This window comes from Mycobacterium bourgelatii (assembly GCF_010723575.1).
GTDB lineage: Bacteria > Actinomycetota > Actinomycetes > Mycobacteriales > Mycobacteriaceae > Mycobacterium > Mycobacterium bourgelatii.
On record NZ_BLKZ01000001.1, the window covers coordinates 4,717,140 to 4,737,773 of the forward strand.

Sequence of the window (20,634 nt, forward strand, 5' to 3'; positions counted from 1 at the left end):
TTATGATCATTACCAGTTATAGAACCAGTCCTGGGCCGGTCATGTCAACGAAAGGGTTTTGCCGCTACATGGCGTGCGACAGCATGGACGAATGGCTGACCCCGAACCCGGCGCGCCCCCGAGCGGTCGCGACGTCATTGCTCAGTTTCTGCCGGCATCACCGTTCGTCGCGAAGTTAGGAATCGTCGCCGAACGACTCGAGCCCGACGGCGTCAGGTTGCGACTGCCGTGGGACCCGTCCAACGTGACGATCGGCGACATGGTGCACGGCGGGGCTATCGCAACCCTCGCCGACGTGACCGTGATGGCGGCGGCGTGGTGCGGCGCGCAGGCACCACCCGACCTGCGCGGGGTCACCGTCTCGATGACCCTGGACTTCATGGCACCCGCGCGCGCCACCGACGTGTTCGGCGTCGGCCGCGCCCTACGGCGCGGCCGATCGCTGGTGAACTGCGAGGCCGACATCGTCGACCCCGATGGAAAACTGCTCGCGAAAGCCCTCGCCCTTTACAAAGTGGGCTGAGTCAAGCTCGGCTGACTGGGCTGACGCAAGGTGCGTTGACGAGTTACGACTCGTCGAGGGTGATCTCCTCGAGCTTGCCGGTGGCCACGTCGAAGATGAAGCCGCGCAGCGACACGTGCTTGGTCACGAACGGGCTGTTCTGGATGCGACGCAACGACTGCCGGACGTCCTCAGCGATGTCCGGGAAGGCCTCGGCCGCCCACGGCGGCTTGACCCCGATCTCGTCCTGGATGCCGCGCTTGAAGTCGTCGTCGGTGAAGGTGAGCATCCCGCAGTCGGTGTGGTGAATGAGGATGATCTCTTGCGTCCCCAGCAACCGCTGGCTGATGGCGAGCGAACGGATCGCGTCGTCCGTGACGACTCCCCCAGCGTTGCGGATAACGTGTGACTCGCCCTCCTTGATGCCGAGCACACGGTAGACGTCGAGTCGCGCGTCCATGCACGCCACGACCGCGATGTGCTTGCTCGGCGGCAGCGGCAGCGGCCCCTTGAAGGTGCTCGCGTACTCGGCGTTGTTGGCCAAGTATTCGTCGGTAACCGTCACGCAAGTCTCCTTAGTTATTGGGAAATTAGGCTTCTTAACCAGAGTCGAACCGCGCTGGATTTTAACAATGGCCCGGCGACATGACACGAATCAAGATCAGCGGGATTGAAACGGTCGCGTGTGCGGTGGTTGCCGTGGACGAGTGCTCGCTACCCTGTCCCAATGCGGCACGGTGGTAGGGCATGACACGCTTTCTGGCGCGTCGGCTGCTCAACTACATCATTCTGTTGGCGCTGGCGTCGTTCCTGACGTACTGCCTGACCTCGGTGGCGTTCCGGCCGTTGGAAAGCCTGATGCAGCGCAGTCCGCGCCCGCCGCAATCGGTGATCGACAAGAGGGCCCACGACCTCGGCTTGGACAAGCCCATCCCCATCCGCTACGCCAATTGGGCTTCACACGCTGTGCGCGGCGATTTCGGCAAGACCATTACCGGGCAACCCGTCGGGGAGGAACTCAGGCGTCGCATCGGAGTCAGCGTTCGGTTGCTGGTGGTGGGGTCCGTCGTCGGCACGGTGCTGGGTGTCGTGCTCGGCGCGTGGGGGGCGATCCGGCAATATCGGCTCAGCGACCGCGTCGTCACCACGGTGGCATTGCTGATCATCAGCACCCCGACCTTTGTCATAGCCAACTTGCTGATCATGGGTGCATTGCGGGTCAACTGGGCGCTGGGGATGCAACTCTTCGACTACACCGGAGAAACCTCCCCGGGTGTGACCGGCGGATTCTGGGACAACATCGGCGACCGGGTGCAGCACCTGATCCTGCCGTCACTCACGCTGGCGCTGGGCGGCGCCGCCGGGTACAGCCGATATCAACGCAACGCCATGCTCGACGTACTCGGACAGGACTTCATCCGCACCGCGCGCGCCAAGGGCCTGACCCGCCGACGCGCACTGGTCAAACATGGGCTACGAACCGCATTGATACCGATGGCGACGCTGTTTGCCTATAGCGTCGCCGGCCTGGTCGCCGGGGCCGTGTTCGTCGAGAAGATCTTCGGCTGGCATGGCATGGGCGAATGGGCCATCCGGGGTGTGTCAACCCAGGACGCCAACATCGTCGCCGCTATCACCTTGTTCTCCGGCGCCGTCGTGCTGCTGGCCGGCCTGCTTTCCGACATCATCTACGCGGCTCTCGACCCCCGGGTGCGGGTGTCATGAGCGTGTCCATCGAAGAAATCGACCCGGTCGAGGCGATCGAGTTCAGTTCACGCAGAACACTGGTGCTGCGCCGCTTCCTGCGCAACCGCGCCGCGGTGGTCTCGCTGGTGATACTCGTGCTGCTGTTCGTCGGCTGCTACACGTTGCCTCCGCTGCTGCCGTATTCGTATCTGGACCTGGATTTCGACGCGTTGCTGCAACCGCCCGACGGCCGCCACTGGCTGGGCACCAACGCACTGGGTCAGGACCTGCTCGCGCAGATACTGCGCGGCATGCAGAAGTCGATGCTGATCGGCGTCTGTGTGGCGGTGCTCTCCACCGGCATCGCAGCCACGGTCGGAGCGATCGCAGGGTATTTCGGGGGCTGGCGAGACAGGGCCCTGATGTGGCTGGTCGACCTGATGTTGGTGGTGCCCAGCTTCATCCTGATCTTGATCGTGTCGCAGCGGACCAAGAGCGCGGCCAACGTCATGCTGCTGGTCCTGTTGCTCGCCGGCTTCGGCTGGATGGTCAGTTCCCGCATCGTGCGCGGCATGACCATGAGCCTGCGTGAACGCGAATTCATCCGGGCCGCAAGGTACATGGGCGTCTCCAGCCGCCGCATCATCACCGGTCATGTGATACCCAACGTGGCATCCATCCTCATCATCGATGCCACCCTCAACATTGCCTTCGCCATCCTGGCTGAAACCGGCTTGAGCTTCCTGGGATTCGGTATCCAGCCGCCAGATGCCTCGCTGGGCACCCTGATTGCCGACGGCACCCAGTCCGCAACGACGTTCCCCTGGGTGTTCCTGTTCCCCGCCGGGGTCTTGGTGTTGATTCTGTTGTGCACCAACCTGACCGGCGACGGTCTGCGCGACGCGTTGGATCCCGGGAGCAGAACCCTGCGACGTGGTGGCGCATGAGCTCGCTGCTGGAAGTGAACGACCTGGCGGTCACCTTTCCCACCGATGGCGCTGCGGTGACCGCGGTGCGCGGCATCAGCTACCGCATCGACCCCGGTGAGGTGGTGGCCATGGTCGGTGAGTCCGGATCGGGGAAATCCGCCGCCGCCATGGCGGTGGTGGGTCTGTTGCCCGAGTACGCGAAGGTAAGTGGCTCGGTGCGACTGCAGGGCACCGAACTCTTGGGACTTGCCGACCACGAGATGTCGCGGTTTCGCGGCAAGGCGATCGGCACGGTGTTTCAGGATCCGATGTCGGCGCTCACCCCCGTCTATACCGTGGGTGACCAGATCGCCGAGGCGATCGAAGTGCATCAGCCACGCATCGGCAAGAAGGCCGCCCGCGCACGCGCCGTGGAATTGCTTGAGCTGGTGGGTATCTCACAGCCCGAGCGGCGCGCCCGCGCGTTTCCGCACGAGCTTTCCGGGGGCGAGCGGCAACGCGTGGTGATCGCGATCGCGATTGCCAACGACCCCGACCTGTTGATCTGTGACGAGCCGACGACGGCACTGGACGTTACGGTGCAGGCGCAGATTCTCGAAGTACTCAGGACTGCCCGTGACGTCACCGGCGCGGGGGTCCTGATCATCACGCACGACCTCGGGGTCGTCGCCGAGTTCGCCGACCGTGCGCTGGTGATGTACGCCGGGCGGGTCATCGAGTCGGCACCCGTGACGGATCTCTACCGAGACCGCAAGATGCCCTACACCGTGGGACTGTTGGGCTCGGTCCCCCGGTTGGATGCGGTACAAGGCGCCCGACTGGTGCCCATTCCCGGCGCGCCACCCTCGCTCGCGGGACTCGATCCGGGATGCCCGTTCGCGCCGCGCTGTCCGCTGGCTATCGACGAATGCCTTGCTGAAGAGCCGGAATTGATCGAGGTCGGTATGAACCACCGAGCCGCCTGCATTCGGACCGATCAGGTCGACGGGCGCAGCGCGGCGGACATCTACGGGGTCAGCACGGAGCGCGCCGCCGTGGAGCCGGCCGACTCGTCCGTCATCGTCGCGGTGCGGGATCTGGTCAAGACCTATCCGCTGACCAAGGGCGTGTTGCTGCGCCGCGCCATCGGCGAGGTCCGCGCCGTCGACGGGGTCAGTTTCGAGCTGCAGCAAGGCCGCACGGTGGGCATCGTCGGGGAATCCGGCTCGGGCAAATCGACCACCTTGCATCAGATCCTGGAACTGGCTGCGCCGGAATCGGGTTCGATTGAAGTGCTCGGTGTCGACGTGGCCACCCTGAGTCCGGCGAATCGGCGCGCGCTGCGCCGTGACATTCAGGTCGTCTTCCAGGACCCGGTCGCATCGTTGGACCCGCGGCTACCCGTCTTCAATCTGCTGGCGGAACCGTTGCAAGCCAACGGATTCAACAAGAGCGACACGCACGCCCGGGTTGCCGAGTTGCTGGAGATCGTGGGATTGCGCCGCGCCGACGCCAGCCGCTATCCAGCCGAATTCTCCGGTGGCCAGAAGCAGCGCATCGGCATTGCCCGCGCCTTGGCACTGCAGCCCAAGATCCTGGCCCTCGACGAGCCGGTATCCGCGCTGGACGTCTCGATCCAGGCCGGCATCATCAACCTGTTGCTCGATCTACAGGACCAGTTTGGCTTGTCGTACTTGTTTGTCTCACACGACCTTTCGGTGGTCAAGCACCTGGCCCACCGGGTGGTTGTGCTGTACAAAGGGGCCGTGGTCGAGCAGGGCGACAGCGAAGACGTCTTCAACAATCCGCAGCATGAGTACACCCAGCGGCTGCTAGGCGCGGTGCCGCAGCCGGACCCGGGGGGCCGTCGTGGCCGTGGCTAAGCGTTCTTGGCGTCGAGGTTGGGGTCGGGTTTCCGGTCGGGTTGCCGGTCGGGTTGCAGTCGTGCTGATCAGCGGCACTGTGCTGGTGTCGGGCTGCTCGGCGGCCCCGCCGCTACCGCCACCGGCGCCTGGCAACGCCGCGGTCGGCACGACCAGCGACATCAACCCGCAGGATCCCGCCACCCTGCGAGACGGCGGAAACCTGCGACTAGCGCTCAGTGACTTCCCGCCCAATTTCAACATCCTGCACATCGACGGCAACCTGGCCGAGACGGCGTCGATGTTGAAAGCGACGCTGCCGAGCGCGTTCATCATCGGGCCGGACGGGTCGACGAGAGTCAACACCGACTACTTCACCAGCATCGAACTCACCAATGAAAATCCGCAGGTCGTCACCTACACGATCAACCCCAAGGCAGTCTGGTCCGACGGCACCCCCATCACGTGGCGCGACATCGCGAGCCAGATCCATGCCACCAGCGGTAAGGACGAGGCATTCGAGATCGCCTCGTCGAGCGGTTCCGACCGAGTCGCGTCGGTGACCCGCGGGGTGGACGACCGGCAGGCCGTGATGACCTTCGCCCAGCCCTACGCCGAGTGGCGGGGCATGTTCGCCGGCAACGGCATGCTGCTGCCGGCCAGCCTGACCTCCACGCCCGAGGCATTCAACACGGGGTGGCTGAATGCTCCTGGCGCAACGGCCGGGCCGTTCATCGTGACCAACCTGGACCGGGCCGCCCAACGAATCACCCTGTCCCGCAACCCGAAATGGTGGGGAAGGCAACCACGGTTGGACACCATCACCTACCTGGTGCTCGACCCGACGGCAGCCATACCGGCACTGCAAAACAACACGATCGACGCGACGGGAATCGGCTCGCTCGACGACCTGACGATCGCACAGCGCACCAAGGGCATCTCCATCCGACGCGCGCCAGGGCCTACCTGGACGCATTTCACGTTCAACGGCGCCACGGGGTCGATTCTCGAGGACAAGGATTTGCGGTTGGCCGTGTCGCGGGGAATCGACCGAAGCACTATCGCCCAGGTCGCCTTGTACGGCCTCTCCAATGATCCGAAGCCGTTGAACAACCACATCTACGTGGCCGGCCAGGAAGGCTATCAGGACAACAGCGGCGTCGTTGCCTACGACCCGGAACGGGCGAAACGGGACCTCGACGCCTTGGGCTGGAAGCAGAACGGTCAGTTCCGGGAGAAGAATGGTCGCCAGCTCGTCGTACGCCTGCTGTTCTACGACGCGCAGCGCAGCCGACAATTTGCCCAGGTCGCGCAACACAGTCTTGCCGAGATCGGCGTGAAGCTCGAACTCCAAGCCCGGTCCGGCAGCGACTTCTTCAGCAACTACGTCAATGTCGGAGCGTTCGATATCGCGTTGTTCGGCTGGGTGGGCGACGCGTTTCCGCTCTCCGGACTCACCCAGATCTATGCCATGCACGGCGAGAGCAACGTCGGCAAGATCGGTAGCCCGGAGATCGACGAGGCCATTGAGCGCACACTCGCCGAACTTGACCCGGTCAAAGCACGCGCGCTGGCCAACGAGGTGGACAAACTCATTTGGGCGGAAGGGTTCAGCCTGCCGCTGATCCAGTCGGCGGGCACCGTCGCGGTGCGCAGCACGCTGGCCAATTTCGGCGCGCGCGGCCTAGCCGACTACGATTACACCGCAATCGGGTTCATGCGGAATTGACGCCGGGGCGCTGCGGTCGCAGTTGCTGAGGCAGCTGGTTTAGTAGCTGGTGTGTCAGCTCGGTGATTCGCGGTAATTGGGGTAGCCGGGGTGTCGCCAACTCCGCCCTCGCGGCCAGGTCGACCGCCTCCCACAGCAGCCGCAACGCGAGTGGCGGTTGGATCGCGTCCAGATCCGGTGCGCGGTGGGCAAGCTCGTCCATTTCGCCGTCGCAGACCGACTTGGCAATGGCCAGCGCCGCGGGCTCCCGGAAATCGAGCGCGGCGTGCGCCATGGTCGGCATATTCACCAAGACTGGGTGCGGCAACAGCGTCGCAATGCGTTCGGCGACGGCGGGCGGCGTCACCAGATCGCGGCCACCGGCGATCACCACCGTTGGCCAGTCGAACTTCGGCATCTCAGCGACCAAGTCGTACGGCTCCGCGACGAAAGTTTCTGTTGTATCGAATGTTTCGCGGTAGGCAACCGCCGGGTCCAGCGGTAGGCCGTCGGGCTCGGCGCCGTAGTCCAGTTCACGGAAGGCGATGCGCCCCACCAGATCGACCTCGTAGCTGTACGGAACCTTCCGGGTGACGATCTTGCCGACCCGAGAAAGGGTCCGCCACAGCATCTTTCGCCCGGTAAGCAGCAGGTCCAGCTGGCGCTCGAGTAGTTCGGCGCCGCCGTAGCCGTACACCGTCGCCGCAAGCTGTCCGGCCGCCGGAGTCATGATCCCGCGATCGACCAGGCGACGCATTTTCGGTGCCAAGGTGACGGTGTCGGCGCGGTCGCCCTTGAGCAGCACGTGGCGAAGGGTGTCGCGCACGATCTCGACGTCATGACGGGACAGCAGCGGCGAGTCGAGGATCATTGCCTGCACCCGATGCGGATGACGGACGCCGACGCCGGCGGCGATGTAAGTGCCGTAGGAACTGCCGAAAATGGTGGCCGATTCGACGCGGGCATCGTCGAGCACCGCGGCGATGTCGTCGACGACCTGCTCGACCGTGAGTGCCTCCGGCGGCAGGTTCTCTCCGGCGTCATTGAGGCGCGAAAGGCCGATGCCTCGGTGTTCGACCATGATGACGTCCAAGCCGGCATCGACCGCGCGCTGCCGGAAGCCTCGGTAGGCGAGCACCGATGCCATGCCTGGGCCGCCGGGGATGATCACCACCGGGTGCGCCGACTTGCGGCCGTCGCGCACGTAATAAAGGTCGAATTGTTCGTCGGATCCCGGCGACACCGGTCTACGCACGGTTTGTAGCCCAGGCAACCGCGTCAGCCTGCGATGCATCCGGCGCCGTGTCGCGTTTATCGCCATCGTTGTCTTCCCGCCACTCGGCCCCCCGCTATTCAACTTCGGTGTTGCCGAGGCGGGGTGCGGTCAAACTTTGTGTGATGAAGTCGGCAGGTTGCTGCGTTGCCGTGTTGCCGTGTTGCGTCACGCCCGCAGCAGGTCGGCGGCGCGCTCGCCGATCAACACCGATGGAGCATGGGTATGCCCGCGAATCGTGCTGGGGAACACCGAGGCGTCGGCGACTCGCAGCCGGTCGACGCCCCGCACCCGGAGCCGCGGGTCAACCACACTGGCTTCGTCACTACCCATGCGGCAGGTGCAGATGGGGTGATACAAGGTGTGTGAGCAGGTTTCCAGGGCCAGCTCGAGGGTTTCCTCGTTCAACTCGGTGCAGTTGCGCGGGCGCGCGATGGGACCGAGGAGGCCGCTGATCGCGGGAGCTTGGGCTATCTGTGCGCAAACCCGCAGGCCGGCCATCATGGCGGCACGGTCCAACCCCTCGGGGTCGGTGAGGTAGCGCGGTTCGATGATCGGCTTGTCGTTCGGGTCGGCCGACCGGAGCGTGATCTGCCCCGTGCTTTCCGGTGCCACCAGGACGGGCCCGAAGACCACGCCGTGGACGGGCGACTCATTCAGCAAGCCCTCGTCGTAAAACGGAGCGGGCGCGAAGATCAACTCGATGTCGGGTAGCTCGAGGTCCGGGCGGCTGCGCAGGAAACCATAAGCCTCGCCGACGTTGGAAGTGAGCATGCCGCGACGGCGCGCCAGATAGTTGATCAACTGTTTGGGTTTCTCCGCGCCCGCAAGGCTGTCGCCGTCGACGGACCAGCCGATCGGCGTGACGAGGTGGTCGATGAGGTTCTTACCCACTTCGGGTGAGTGGTGGACGATGTCGATGCCGTGCTCGGCGAGATGGTCGCGATCGCCGATTCCGGACAGCATCAACAGCTGCGGGGTGTTGACCGCCCCTCCGCAGAGCACCACTTCGCGACGGGCGTAGGCAACATGAGTTTGGCCAGCTTGCTGGTATTCCACGCCCACCGCTTGGTTGCCTTCGATGATCACCCGCGTCGCCGTCGCCTCGGTGATCACGTTGAGGTTCTTCCGCTCTTTGGCCGGCTTGAGGTAGGCGTCAGCGGTACTGAACCGCGCCCCCTTGCGCTGGGTGACGACCGTCTCGCAAAATCCTTCGGGCGCAGCCGCATTCGGCTGGGTTGCGGGGAATCCACATTCACGAGTCGCGGCCAGCCAGGCGGCGGTGAACCGGGATGGGCTGCGCTGCCGGGAAATCTGCATCGGGCCGCTAACGCCGCTGGCGTCGCCGTCGACGAAGTGCCAGGCGTCGGCTACATTCTCGATCCGCCGGAAGTATCCGAGCATCTCGGCATACGACCACTCGGGGCCTGCCCGCTTCGCCCACTCGTCGTAGTCGGCGCCAAATCCGCGCACCCACATCATCGCGTTTATCGACGACGAGCCACCGAGCACTTTTCCTCTCGGCCAATAGATTTCGCGGCCGCTTAGCGCTGGCTGTGGTTCGGTCAGGTAGTCCCAGTCGATTTCGCTTCGGAACAATTTGGAGAAGGCGACCGGGACTCCGATGAATCTGTTCTTGTTGCGCGGCCCCGCCTCTAGGGCCAACACTTCAGTGCCTTGATCGGCGCTGAGTCGGCTGGCTACGACGGCACCGGCCGAGCCAGTACCGACGACAACATAGTCGTGTTGAGAATCCACCGCGTTACCCCGTTTCGGGCCCAGTCTAGACGCCGAGTTCGATGCGATGCGCGCCCTTGACGCCCTCATACCGGTCAGGACTACACGTCAGGACGATGACTTGGCCGTGGGCACCGACCGCGTCGAACACCTCCCCCATCTTGGCCAACCGGTCGGGATCGGTGAATCCCAGCGCGTCGTCAACCACCACCGGGACGGTGTCTTCCTTGGCAACCAGCGCCGCTCCGGCCAGGCGCGCCAGAATCCCGAGTTGCTCCTTGGCGCCACCCGACAGGGATTCGTACGGGACGGTGACGTTGTCCAGGGTTCGGCCGCGGATGCACAAGTTGCTGTCGACGTCGACCTCGAATGTGGGACCGAAGACTGGACGACCAAGCTTGTGTAGCTCGGCGCGGTACGGCTCGACATAGCGCTGCCGGGTGGTCTCCCGATGACGCGTCATCACCTCTCGGAGCAACTTTGCCGCGCGGGCCCTACGCCCGATCCGGGCGTACTGGCCGGCGGCATGCTCACGTTCGGTCTCGGCGGCGTCCAACTTGCCCCTTCGGCCTTCGCTGCCGATCCATGAAAGTTCGATGCTGACCTCGCGCAGTGCATTGGTGGCAGTTTCGTGGTTTTGGCGCAGGTTGTCTACCGTTTCGGCGGCTTCCTTCAATTCTGCGGCCACTGCGTCGGGCGCCGTGGCGGCGAGCGCTTCGGCCAGTTCGGCAACCTTTGCTTCGGCGGCCTGCAGCGCCGCTTGGTCAGCTTGGACCTTGGCGGCGAGGTCACTGTCGCTGGCCTTGGCGCGCTCGTCGGTCAATCGGGCGGTCGCTGCCTCAAGCTCGGCCCGTTCGGCGGCCAGCTTGTTCTGTAAAACCGCTGCCTTGGTAGATATTTCGCTGAGCTCACGGTTGGCATCGGCTGCGGCCTGCCGCTGCCTTTCGCACTCCGCCTGGGCATCGGCACGGGCCGCCACGGCAGCGACAAGTTCGGTGCGCGCGGTGGCGCCATCGAGGTTTGTTCCGGTGAACAGATCCGGTTCTGCCGGGAGATCGGCGCGCAATTGCGCCAGCCGCTCCCGGAGTTGGTCCACCTGTTCGTCACCGCACAGGCCGGTGAGGGTGGCAGTCAGCTGGTCGCGAGTGTTCTGCAGTTCGCGACGCCGCTGATCGGTAGAACGCGCCGCCGCTACATCGCCCACCTTGCCTTCTTGCAGTAACGCGTCGAGTTGATTCTGTGCCGCAACATATTTCGCCTGCATGTCGAGCGCGGTGGCGCCCGGTGTGATCCGCGCCGTCACGATGCCGGGGATCTCCACTTCCGCAGCAGATGTAGCCGTGAGCGACCAGCTCTGGCCCGCCGTCAACGACACGCGTTGATCCGCTACGACCAACTCGATGTCCGTTGCCGCAGTAAATTCCACCCCGGCCGAGATCAGGGCCAACTGCCCGTCGACGCGGTCGACCGCGGCCGCGGCGTCTTCGATGCGGCGCATGATCTCGTCGGTGATGGCAATGGTCGACAGCTCCACGCCAATTTGCTCGCGGCGACGTTGGATGTCATCGATCTTAGCCAGGCGTGCGCTCAACCGGTCGGCTTCTTCGCGGTCGTTCACCTGCTCAAGGGCCCCGCGGGCGGCGTCGACTCTGCATTGTGCAGCGGTAACAGCTTGGGCAGCCTGCGCGGCGGCGGCATCGCAGGCTTTCGCGGCAGTTTGCGCGGCCTCCTGCTGGGCGGCTGCTTGCTGCGTTTCCGCTTCGAGCGCAGTGACCGTTGTTGTGCGAGTGCCGATTTCGTTCAGCAGGGCTTGGCGTGCCGCATGCGCGGCCGTCGAGCCCGCCGCTGTTGCCGCCGCGGCTGCGACGACCAGTTTTGCTTCGCGTTCCTGATCGGCGAGAGCCGTGATGGCCTTGGCCTTTGCCTTAGCCTCTTCTAGGCGAGGTCCGGCGGCATCCAGTTGCTGCGACAACTCGGCCACCTGCAGCGTGAGTTCCTCGTGGCGCCGCACGCGATCATCGACCTCTGCCACGGCCGCCGCGCATTGGGCTACTCGGGCTTCGGCTTCGGCCAACCGGGAGATGGCCGCGGCCCATTCGCCGGTGGGCCGGCCGGTTGGGGTGAAGTAGCGCCCGTACTCGTTATCAATGCGCTCGATGAGCAATGGTTCGGTACCGGACAGTGTGGCTTCGTCACCCGCCGCGATGTCCAGTGCCCGGGACAACGCATTACAGCCCGACAGGTCGACTGCGCCGGTCGACTCGGCCTGCAACACGCGTTGCGCACGCCACAACTGGGTATCGACCGTCTCGTCGAGGATGGCCTGGACCCGCTCATGCGCCTCGTCACCCGTCAACTGCTCGCGCCGGGGAGCCAGCACCGTCAACTCCGTCTCACACATCTTGTTGAAGCGCTTGCGGTAGACGAAACGATAAGGGCCGCTGCTGATCTCAGCCATGACCTCAGAGCCGACATCGGCGTTGGTTGGCTTGACCCGCTTGATCTCTTTCTTGGTCGAGCGGTCTTTGCATTCCAGCAGCAGATCCAACGCCTCAATCATGGACGACTTGCCGGTTTCATTGGCCCCGCTGACGACCACGACGCCGTGTTCGGGGAACTCGATATCGCGATGCGCGATACCGCGGTAATTGCTTAGGACCAGCCGGTGCAGTTTCACGCCGCACCCCGATCGGTGAGCCGGAGCAGGAGCGCGAGGGCCGCCTGGGCATCCTCGGCGGATTCGTTGTCGCCGGCGCGTGCGGTTTCGACGAGTTCGTCGACGGCCGACGCCGCGAAGCCCCCGATGCCAAGGTCTTTAAATTCGCCGTCGGCAGGGATCACCGCCAAGTCGGAATGACTTTCCCAAATGCAAAGCCAGGCAAATAATCGCGCGTACTTGTCCAGCAAGGCGTCGAGCGCGGCGCGGTCGGTAACGCTCAACGAACCGGTCAATGCCAGCCGGACTACCGTGCGTTCCTTGTCGCTCATCTGATCCAAATTTACGTCCAGATCCGCGATTTCGCGGTTGTTGTCGACCTCACGAGTCAACGTGACGAAACGCCAACGACCGATGCGTTTGGGTTCCACGGCGACCGGGCGTTGCGGGTCGCTTTCGTCGATGTCTACCACCAGAACGTGCCCCGGGTTGGCCTCGACGTCGTCATAGTTGGTGACCTCTGGCGAACCCGAATACCACACTCGACCACTATCACCGACCTGCGTGAGCGAGTGCTTATCCCCCAGTGCCACATAGTGAATCGCGCGGTCAGCCAGCGCCCTGTCGAGGTTGGCAAGTCGGATGAGCGAAGGTTTGCCCTTGTCCGGATCGAGCACGTCGACACCGCCGTGGGCGACCAATATTCGGGTGACGTCTCGGGTGGCGTCCGTCGCGGGCAAGCCGTTCAGCGCCTCGGCGACCAAGTCTGTAGTCGGCGATTTGGAGCGCCAAGGTGCCGCGACGATCTCGATCCCGGGTCGAACTTCGTGGACCCCAGGGCGATCTAGGACGATGACATTCTTGGGACATTCGGCGCGGAACAGGGCGCTGGTGTAGACGGACGATGCGTCTAGTGGGTCATGGTTCCCCGGCAGGAGGTACACGGGAATCCCAATGGCGCGCATGGCTTCTAGAGACTGGCTGATTACCTGCGGCGCGAGTTGATTGTCTTCGAACACGTCGCCGGCCACGACGACGAATTCGACACCGGTTTCGGCGGCGAGCGCTCCCAAACCGGCGACCGCATCGCGGCGGGCCGCCGAATAGCGGGGCTGGGCGTCACCGGCGAGGAAGTGCCGCGTCATACCCAGTTGCCAGTCGGCGGTATGCAGGAATCGCATCCTGGCCCCTCCTCCCGAAGTCCGTGTCCATCAAGGCAACGCGAGTGTATGACTCGGTGCCGACAAGTCTTGGGACGTTGATCGGACGGGTCATCTTGTCGGTGGGGTGGCGTAGTCTTTCGAACATGAGTTCGAGTAGCCAAGGGGCGTTCGCCGCGGCGTATGACGCGCTGCATGAGGCGGTGTCGGCCGTGCTCGAACTGTGCCCGGAGATGTTGAGTGGGCGGGAAAGCTTGCAGTACTTAGAGGCGTTGATCACCGAGGTGCGCCGGTTGCCGGTGGCCCGGCACGCGTTGATCCATCACCTGCAAACCCAATCCAGTGAAGAAGAGTTGGGCGGCAAGCTGGCGCGGGTGCTGGCCAACCGGGTGCGCATCACCCGCGGGGAAGCCAACCGCTGGATCGGCGAAGCCGCCGACCTCGGCCCCCGCCGGGCCATCAACGGCGAACCCCTGGAACCGTTGTTGCCGGCCACCGCCGAAGCCCAACGCCACGGCCGCCTGGATGAATCCCACGTCCGCATCATCCGCAAGTTCTTCGCCCACCTGCCCACCGGGGTCGATCTGGACACCTGCGCCAAAGCCGACCGCGACCTGTCGAAGCTCGGTGGTGACTACCGGCCCGATCAACTGGAAAAACTCGCGGCAAAAACCCTGGACACCATCAACCCCGACGGCAACTACACCGAAGAACAAGACCGCGCCCGCAAACGCTGCCTCATCATCGGCAAACAAGGCCCCGACAAAATGTCACCGATCAGCGGCTACCTGAGCCCCGAAGCGCGCGCCACCTTCGAAACCGTGCTGGCCAAACTTGCCGCCCCCGGCATGTGCAACGCCGCCGAGAAGACACCCTGCGTTGACGGCACCCCCACCCAAGAGGCCATCACCGCCGACACCCGCAGCCCCGGGCAACGCAACCACGACGGGCTGCTGGCCGGTTTGCGCGCCCTGCTGGCCAGCGGCGACCTCGGCCAGCACAACGGGCTGCCGGCCACCATCATCGTCACCACCACCCTGCAGGAACTCGAAGCCGCCGCCGGCACCGGCCTCACCGGCGGCGGCACCCTGCTACCCATGTCCGATGTGATCCGCCTCGCCCGCCACTCCCACCACTACCTGGCGGTCTTCGACAACGGCAAAGCCATCGCCCTGCACCACAGCAAACGCCTGGCCTCCCCCGGACAACGCATCGTGCTCTACGCCAAAGAACACGGCTGCTCCGCACCCGGCTGCGAGGTCTCCGGCTACTACTGCGAAGTCCACCACGTCACCGCCTGGGCCCAATGCCACACCACCGAGGTCAACAACCTGACCTTCGCCTGCGGCCCCGACCACCGCCTGCTCGACAAAGGCTGGACCACCCGCAAAAACACCACCAACGACACCGAATGGATCCCCCCACCCCACCTCGACCACGGCCAACCCCGAACCAACACCTTCCACCACCCACAAAAACTCCTACGCAACGGCGACGACGATGACGAGGCGGCTTGACCGACATAACTGCACGTTCCGGCGTGGCACGAGCGGAATTTCCTATCGGTAACGTGAGTCCGGTGACAGAACCGGACCGCAACCTCGTGCTGATGCGACACGGCAAGTCCGCGTACCCGGATGGCATCGCTGACCATGACCGACCGCTGGCGCCACGCGGTGTCCGCGAGGCCGCGCTGGCCGGGGACTGGCTGCGCGCCAACCTGCCGGCCGTCGACGCCGTGCTGTGCTCGACGGCCGCCCGCACCCGAGAAACCCTCGCCTGCAGCGGGATTGACGCGCCGGTGCAGTATGTCGCCCGGCTCTATGGCGGCACCCCAGGCACCGTCATCGAGGAGATCAACCGCGTGGCCGACGACGTCACGACGCTGCTGGTGGTCGGACATGAGCCGACGACGTCCTCGGTGGCGATACTGCTGGCCGGGGCCGACGGCACCAACTACGCAGCGGTCGACCGCATCGAAGAAAAGTTCCCGACGTCGGCGATGGCGGTGCTACGCGTCCCAGGACGATGGGCGGATCTGGAAGTCGGCAGCGCCGCGCTTATCGAGTTCCACGTACCGCGCAAGGACTAGGCGTGGTGGGCTGGCGCTGGTGGCAGTAGGCAGGCGTTGGTCGCCAATAGCCAGGCGCTGGTGGCCGGCTAGGCGTTTGTCGCCAGCGTCAACTCCATCAGTTTGATCGCCTGCGCGCACGCGTCGATGCCGGGCGCCTGGGGGTTTACCCACCAACCGACCACGCCCGCCGCGTCGCTGGCGACACCGCAGGAACCATTGGGGTCGCCCGTTCGCATCACGATGGAGTCGATGCCCTGGATCGACCGGGTCTCGATCTGATACTTCAGGCCCTCGGCAACCTTGCGCTCGTTGCTCAGACTGCCCTGCTCGAACCAGAAGCGGGTGATGTCGATCAGACCGGCCGGGTTGGCCGCCTGCCAACGGCAGATCGCGCCGACGAAGGTGCTCTGAATGTCCAGCGGATCGGCACCCACCGTCTTCGCCAGCACGTCGGTGGTCAGGACCTCGCATTCCTTGAGCAGGTTTGGATACTGCTTCTCGGAATTGTCATTGCGCGGCACGCCGGCCCCACCCGCCTTGACGGCAGTACCCGAGACGGACTTCGAACAGCCGGTCAACAGCACCGCCACCACGGAGAGCACGGCAGCCAGGCACCTCATCCACCGGGTCATTTCGAATTCGCAATCGACTGGCGGGTCAGTTCCTTGGCGATGTCGCATGGCGGCGGAAACGGCTTCTGACTGAAGCTGATCGACCATTCGATGAAGTCGTCTCCGAATTGGATCCCGACCTCACACAGCGAGTCACCCAAGCTCGACTCGTTACCAATAGCGATGAAACCACTGTGTCCGTTGATATTGATGTCCTCAACGCTTGCGCGCGACAACTCTTCTGTCTTGCGCTCCCGACCGATCGGACTCCCGCGATACCACGAGAAGGAGAAATGCGGCCCCATGATGCCGCCGCCGGCCAGCCATTGGCAGCCGACCGAGTTCTTGGCGGTATTGATCAGGTTCGGAATCCTCGTCTGCTCGGCCACCGTCTGGTCGCTCACGCCACCGCACTGCGGGAAGAAGGGGCCGTGCTTGCCATCTTTGCCGGTCGCGGTCGACGAATCAGTCGCACCAGGCGCGCTGTCGTCAGAACCCGAGCACCCGGCGATAACCAGGCTCAAAGCCATCAAGGCCACCAACACCCGAGTCGCGGGTCCAAGCCTCGTCAAATTACGGCGCACCACTACCTCTTCTGTACCTCTTCGGATGCCGGTTACTGCCATGCAGTGTAGGGGCACCCTGGCGAACAGGCTGCGACACGCCACTTGATCAGGCGTTTCGCGCTCGCCGGGTAATCCGCGCGCGGACCAACCCACTGTGCGACAGTTACCCAATGCTCCTGGCCCTGCTGCGCCAGTTCATCCGGCCGTACCGGCGGCTGGTCATGGTGCTGATGGGGCTGCAGCTGATCAGCACGCTGGCCTCGCTCTATCTTCCGACGGTCAACGCCGCGATCATCGACAACGGCATCGCCAAGGGCGACACCGCGACGATCATCCGGCTGGGCATCGTGATGCTCGTCGTCACCGGCCTGCAGGTGCTGTGCGCTGTGGGAGCGGTGTACTTCGGTTCGCGGACCGGCACGGGGTTCGGCCGGGACCTGCGCGCGGCGATGTTCGAGCACGTCATCACCTTCTCGGAACGGGAGACGGCGCGTTTCGGCGCGGCTACGTTGTTGACGCGCAGCACCAACGACGTACGGCAAATCGTGTTCCTCGTCCAAACGACGGCCACGGTGCTGGTCACCGCGCCGATCATGTGCATCGGCGGCGTCATTATGGCCATTCACCAGGAGGCGGCGCTGACGTGGCTGCTGCTGGTCAGCGTCCCTGTCCTGACCGGGGCCAACTACCTGATCATGACGCGCATGCTGCCGCTGTTCCGCCGGATGCAGAGCCTGATCGACGGGATCAACCGCGTGCTGCGCGACCAGTTGTCCGGCGTGCGCGTGGTCCGCGCATTCACCCGCGAGAACTTCGAGCGGGAAAGGTTCGCCCGGGCCAACAGCGAACTCTCGAACACCGCATTGGCATCGGGCAACTGGCAGGCGCTGATGCTGCCGGTGACGACCCTGACCATCAACCTGTCCAGTGTGGCGTTGATCTGGTTCGGCGGGCTGCGCATCGACAAAGGACAAATGCAGGTCGGCTCCCTGAGCGCGTTTCTGGCGTACTTCGCGCAGATCCTGATGGCGGTGCTGATGGCGACGATGACCCTGGTGGTGCTGCCGAGGGCATCGGTGTGCGCCGACCGCATCACCGAAGTACTGGGCACCTCCGCGGCCGTCCACAACCCCGCAAACCCGCACTACCCGCCGGGCGGGGTGACCGGGCTGGTCCGGTTGGACCAGGTCACATTCACCTACCCCGGAGCCGAATGCCCGGTGCTGCAAGATATCTCGTTCACCGCGCGACCGGGAACCACCACGGCGATCGTGGGCAGCACCGGCTCGGGCAAGTCGACGCTGGTGTCGATGATCTGCCGCCTGTACGACGCCACCGACGGCACCGTCTTCATCGATGACGTCGACGTCCGCGACTACGACACCGAGCTGTTGTGGGCCGCGATCGGACTCGTTCCGCAGCGCGGGTTCCTCTTCTCGGGCACGGTCGCGGACAATCTCAAGTACGGCAAGCCGGACGCCACCGACGAGGAAATGTGGGAGGCGCTGCGAATCGCCGCGGCGGACGATTTCGTACGCACGCACGGCCTGCACATGCCCGTCGCCCAAGGCGGCATCAACTTCTCGGGAGGCCAGCGTCAACGGCTGGCGATCGCCAGGGCGGTGATCCGCCGTCCCGCGATCTATCTGTTCGACGACGCATTCTCCGCACTGGACGTGCACACCGACGCCACAGTGCGCACCGCCCTGCGCGAACACGCCAGCGATGCCACGATAATCGTTGTCACACAACGGATTAGGACCGCCGCCCAGGCCGACCAGGTGATCGTCGTCGACAACGGGAGCATCGTCGGCGTCGGCACCCACGAGTCGCTGCTGACGGACTGCACCACCTATGCGGAATTCGCCGCCTCGCAGGCGATAACCGCGGACGTCGGGGGCATACGATGAGCGCCCCGATGAATGCCCGCCCGCGCGGCGCGGCCCCGGCGCCGACGAGATCGCGGGACTTCTGGGGCACGGCCGCGCGACTGGTGAAACGACTTGCCCCGCAGCGGGGACTGAGCCTCGCGGTGATCACGCTGGGCATCACCGGCACCGCGATCGGGGTCGTCGTGCCGCGGATCCTCGGCCACGCCACCGATCTGTTGTTCAACGGCGTCATCGGGCGACAACTGCCCGCCGGTCTCAGCAAGGCACAGGCAATTGCCGCGGCCCGGGCGCGGGGCGACAACACCTTTGCCGACCTGCTGTCCGGGATGAATGTGGTGCCCGGCCAAGGTGTCGACTTCGGCGCCGTCGCGCGCACCCTGACACTCGCACTTACCCTGTATGTCCTTGCTGCCCTGTTAATTTGGACCCAAGCCCGGTTGCTGAACGTCACCGTGCAGCGGACCATTACCGCGTTGCGTGCTGATGTCGAGGACAAGCTGCACCGGCTCCCACTGTCCTTCTTCGACGGGCGGCAACGCGGTGAGTTGCTCAGCCGCGTCACCAACGACATCGACAACATGCAGTCATCGCTGACGATGACGATCAGCCAGTTGGTGACCGCGATTCTGACGGTGGTGGCGGTGCTGGCGATGATGATTTCCATCTCGCCCCTGCTGGCGCTGATCACGCTGCTGACGGTGCCACTGTCGCTGCTGGCGACGCGCGCCATTACCCGGCGCTCGCAACGCCTGTTCGTGGCGCACTGGACCAGCACCGGCCGCCTCAACGCCCACATCGAAGAGACCTACAGCGGCTTCACGGTCGTCAAGACGTTCAATCACCAGGCCGCGGCGCGCACTCGGTTCCACCAGCTCAACGACGATGTCTACCAAGCCAGTTTTGGCGCGCAGTTCTTCTCCGGCCTGGTCCAGCCGACGACCGGCTTCGTCGGCAATCTGGGCTACGTCGCGGTGGCCGTGGTCGGCGGCCTGCAGGTCGCCACCGGACAGATCACGCTCGGCAGCATCCAGGCCTTCATTCAGTACGTCCGGCAGTTCAACACCCCCATCGGCCAGGTCGCGGGGATGTACAACATGCTGCAGTCCGGTGTGGCCAGCGCCGAGCGGGTGTTCGACCTGCTCGACGAACCCGAGGAAGCGCCGCTACCCCAACCCGCGCTCCCGGCCGGGCCGGCCAGGAAGGCCCCAGAAGCCGGGGTAGCCCCGAACGGCCCCGGTCGCGTCGAGTTCCAGCATGTGAGCTTCGCCTACCACCCCGGTCACCCAGTGATCCATGACCTGTCGCTGGTGGCCGAACCGGGCAGCACGGTGGCCATCGTCGGACCCACGGGAGCGGGAAAGACGACGCTGGTGAACCTGCTGATGCGCTTCTATGACGTCGATTCGGGCCGAATCTTGATCGACGGTGTCGACATCACCTCGGTGAGCAGGCAATCGGTGCGCTCCCGGATCGGCATGGTGCTGCAAGACACCTGGCTGTTCGACGGGACGATCGCGGAGAACATCGCCTACGGACGGCCGGACGCCAGTCAGGAAGAGATCGTGGAAGCCGCCAAGGCGGCGTTCGTCGACCGCTTCGTCCACACGCTGCCGGCCGGTTATCAGACCCGGATCAGCGGCGACGGCAGCAACGTCAGTGCGGGCGAGAAGCAGCTCATCACCATCGCCCGCGCCTTCCTTGCCCGCCCCCAGCTGCTGATACTGGACGAGGCGACCAGCTCGGTCGACACCCGCACCGAGGTGCTGATAGCGCGGGCAACCAGCGAACTTCGGCGCGACCGAACCAGTTTCATCATCGCGCACCGTCTCTCCACGATCCGCGACGCGGATCAGATCCTGGTTGTCAAAGCGGGCCGTATAGTTGAGCAGGGCAACCACGCAGAACTATTGGCTCGGCGCGGCGCGTACTACGAGATGACACTCGTTTGACGACTTCGGGCGGCTCCAACAAGTTGCCAAGAATCCTTTGAGAATTCTCC

General features: G+C 64.8%; 16 protein-coding genes. 9 read left to right on the forward strand and 7 right to left on the reverse strand.

What is annotated here, in order from left to right:
- The first annotated feature begins 91 nt into the window (after nt 1-91).
- On the forward strand, nt 92-523 hold the full coding sequence (locus G6N68_RS20295; protein WP_163716134.1) for a PaaI family thioesterase: 432 nt from the start codon (nt 92-94) through the stop codon (nt 521-523).
- A 43-nt stretch (nt 524-566) separates the two neighbouring features.
- Here the strand turns inward: G6N68_RS20295 and G6N68_RS20300 are convergent, their stop codons facing one another.
- Nucleotides 567-1,067: a beta-class carbonic anhydrase gene (locus G6N68_RS20300; protein ID WP_163716137.1), complete on the reverse strand. Its 501-nt coding sequence runs from the start codon at nt 1,065-1,067 to the stop codon at nt 567-569.
- A 182-nt stretch (nt 1,068-1,249) separates the two neighbouring features.
- On the opposite strand from G6N68_RS20300, the gene G6N68_RS20305 reads away from it, so the two are divergent.
- The 4 genes from G6N68_RS20305 to G6N68_RS20320 all read left to right on the forward strand — a co-directional run bounded on the left by G6N68_RS20305 (nt 1,250) and on the right by G6N68_RS20320 (nt 6,687).
- A complete protein-coding gene (locus tag G6N68_RS20305) occupies nt 1,250-2,227 on the forward strand; it encodes an ABC transporter permease (protein WP_163716140.1) in 978 nt (325 codons plus the stop codon).
- Nucleotides 2,224-3,135 carry an ABC transporter permease gene (locus tag G6N68_RS20310; protein WP_163716142.1) on the forward strand — a complete coding sequence of 304 codons (912 nt, stop codon included), beginning with the start codon at nt 2,224-2,226 and terminating at the stop codon, nt 3,133-3,135. The genes G6N68_RS20305 and G6N68_RS20310 overlap by 4 nt, the downstream gene beginning before the upstream one ends.
- The gene (locus G6N68_RS20315; RefSeq protein WP_163716145.1) at nt 3,132-4,979 is read left to right on the forward strand and encodes a dipeptide ABC transporter ATP-binding protein; all 1,848 of its coding nucleotides are present in this window, start codon (nt 3,132-3,134) and stop codon (nt 4,977-4,979) included. The genes G6N68_RS20310 and G6N68_RS20315 overlap by 4 nt, the downstream gene beginning before the upstream one ends.
- A gap of 61 nt (nt 4,980-5,040) precedes the next feature.
- Nucleotides 5,041-6,687: an ABC transporter family substrate-binding protein gene (locus G6N68_RS20320; RefSeq protein WP_240355538.1), complete on the forward strand. Its 1,647-nt coding sequence runs from the start codon at nt 5,041-5,043 to the stop codon at nt 6,685-6,687.
- Here the strand turns inward: G6N68_RS20320 and G6N68_RS20325 are convergent.
- From G6N68_RS20325 to G6N68_RS20340, 4 genes are all read right to left on the reverse strand, one after another.
- Complete coding sequence (locus tag G6N68_RS20325; protein WP_163716148.1) at nt 6,674-7,987, reverse strand: alpha/beta hydrolase; 1,314 nt, start codon at nt 7,985-7,987, stop codon at nt 6,674-6,676. The two genes, G6N68_RS20320 and G6N68_RS20325, sit on opposite strands and share 14 nt — an antisense overlap.
- A 120-nt stretch (nt 7,988-8,107) precedes the next feature.
- The gene (locus tag G6N68_RS20330) at nt 8,108-9,697 is read right to left on the reverse strand and encodes a GMC family oxidoreductase (protein ID WP_163716150.1); all 1,590 of its coding nucleotides are present in this window, start codon (nt 9,695-9,697) and stop codon (nt 8,108-8,110) included.
- Between the two features lie 25 nt (nt 9,698-9,722).
- Nucleotides 9,723-12,353 (reverse strand): AAA family ATPase, encoded by a 2,631-nt coding sequence (locus G6N68_RS20335; RefSeq protein ID WP_163716153.1) that lies wholly within the window; start codon nt 12,351-12,353, stop codon nt 9,723-9,725.
- Nucleotides 12,350-13,513, reverse strand: a complete 1,164-nt coding sequence (locus tag G6N68_RS20340) for a metallophosphoesterase family protein (protein WP_163716155.1) — start codon at nt 13,511-13,513, stop codon at nt 12,350-12,352. The genes G6N68_RS20335 and G6N68_RS20340 overlap by 4 nt, the downstream gene beginning before the upstream one ends.
- 125 nt (nt 13,514-13,638) lie before the next feature.
- Here G6N68_RS20340 and G6N68_RS20345 point away from each other — a divergent pair, with 125 nt between their 5' ends.
- Both G6N68_RS20345 and G6N68_RS20350 read left to right on the forward strand, forming a co-directional pair.
- Entirely contained in the window at nt 13,639-15,009 is a 1,371-nt protein-coding gene (locus G6N68_RS20345; RefSeq protein WP_163716160.1) for an HNH endonuclease signature motif containing protein, read from the forward strand.
- Nucleotides 15,010-15,071: 62 nt separating this feature from the next.
- Nucleotides 15,072-15,584, forward strand: coding sequence for a SixA phosphatase family protein (locus G6N68_RS20350; protein WP_205351396.1), 513 nt, complete (start codon nt 15,072-15,074; stop codon nt 15,582-15,584).
- Nucleotides 15,585-15,652: 68 nt separating this feature from the next.
- Here G6N68_RS20350 and G6N68_RS20355 read toward each other — a convergent pair whose 3' ends face one another.
- The gene (locus G6N68_RS20355) at nt 15,653-16,186 is read right to left on the reverse strand and encodes a DUF3558 domain-containing protein (RefSeq protein WP_163718828.1); all 534 of its coding nucleotides are present in this window, start codon (nt 16,184-16,186) and stop codon (nt 15,653-15,655) included.
- Nucleotides 16,187-16,194: 8 nt separating this feature from the next.
- Entirely contained in the window at nt 16,195-16,761 is a 567-nt protein-coding gene (locus tag G6N68_RS20360) for a DUF3558 domain-containing protein (RefSeq protein ID WP_163716162.1), read from the reverse strand.
- 152 nt (nt 16,762-16,913) lie between these two features.
- On the opposite strand from G6N68_RS20360, the gene G6N68_RS20365 reads away from it, so the two are divergent.
- Both G6N68_RS20365 and G6N68_RS20370 read left to right on the forward strand, forming a co-directional pair.
- Nucleotides 16,914-18,653 carry an ABC transporter ATP-binding protein gene (locus tag G6N68_RS20365; protein WP_163716165.1) on the forward strand — a complete coding sequence of 580 codons (1,740 nt, stop codon included), beginning with the start codon at nt 16,914-16,916 and terminating at the stop codon, nt 18,651-18,653.
- Complete coding sequence (locus G6N68_RS20370) at nt 18,650-20,584, forward strand: ABC transporter ATP-binding protein (RefSeq protein ID WP_163716168.1); 1,935 nt, start codon at nt 18,650-18,652, stop codon at nt 20,582-20,584. Before G6N68_RS20365 ends, G6N68_RS20370 begins: the two co-directional genes overlap by 4 nt.
- Nucleotides 20,585-20,634: the final 50 nt, after the last annotated feature.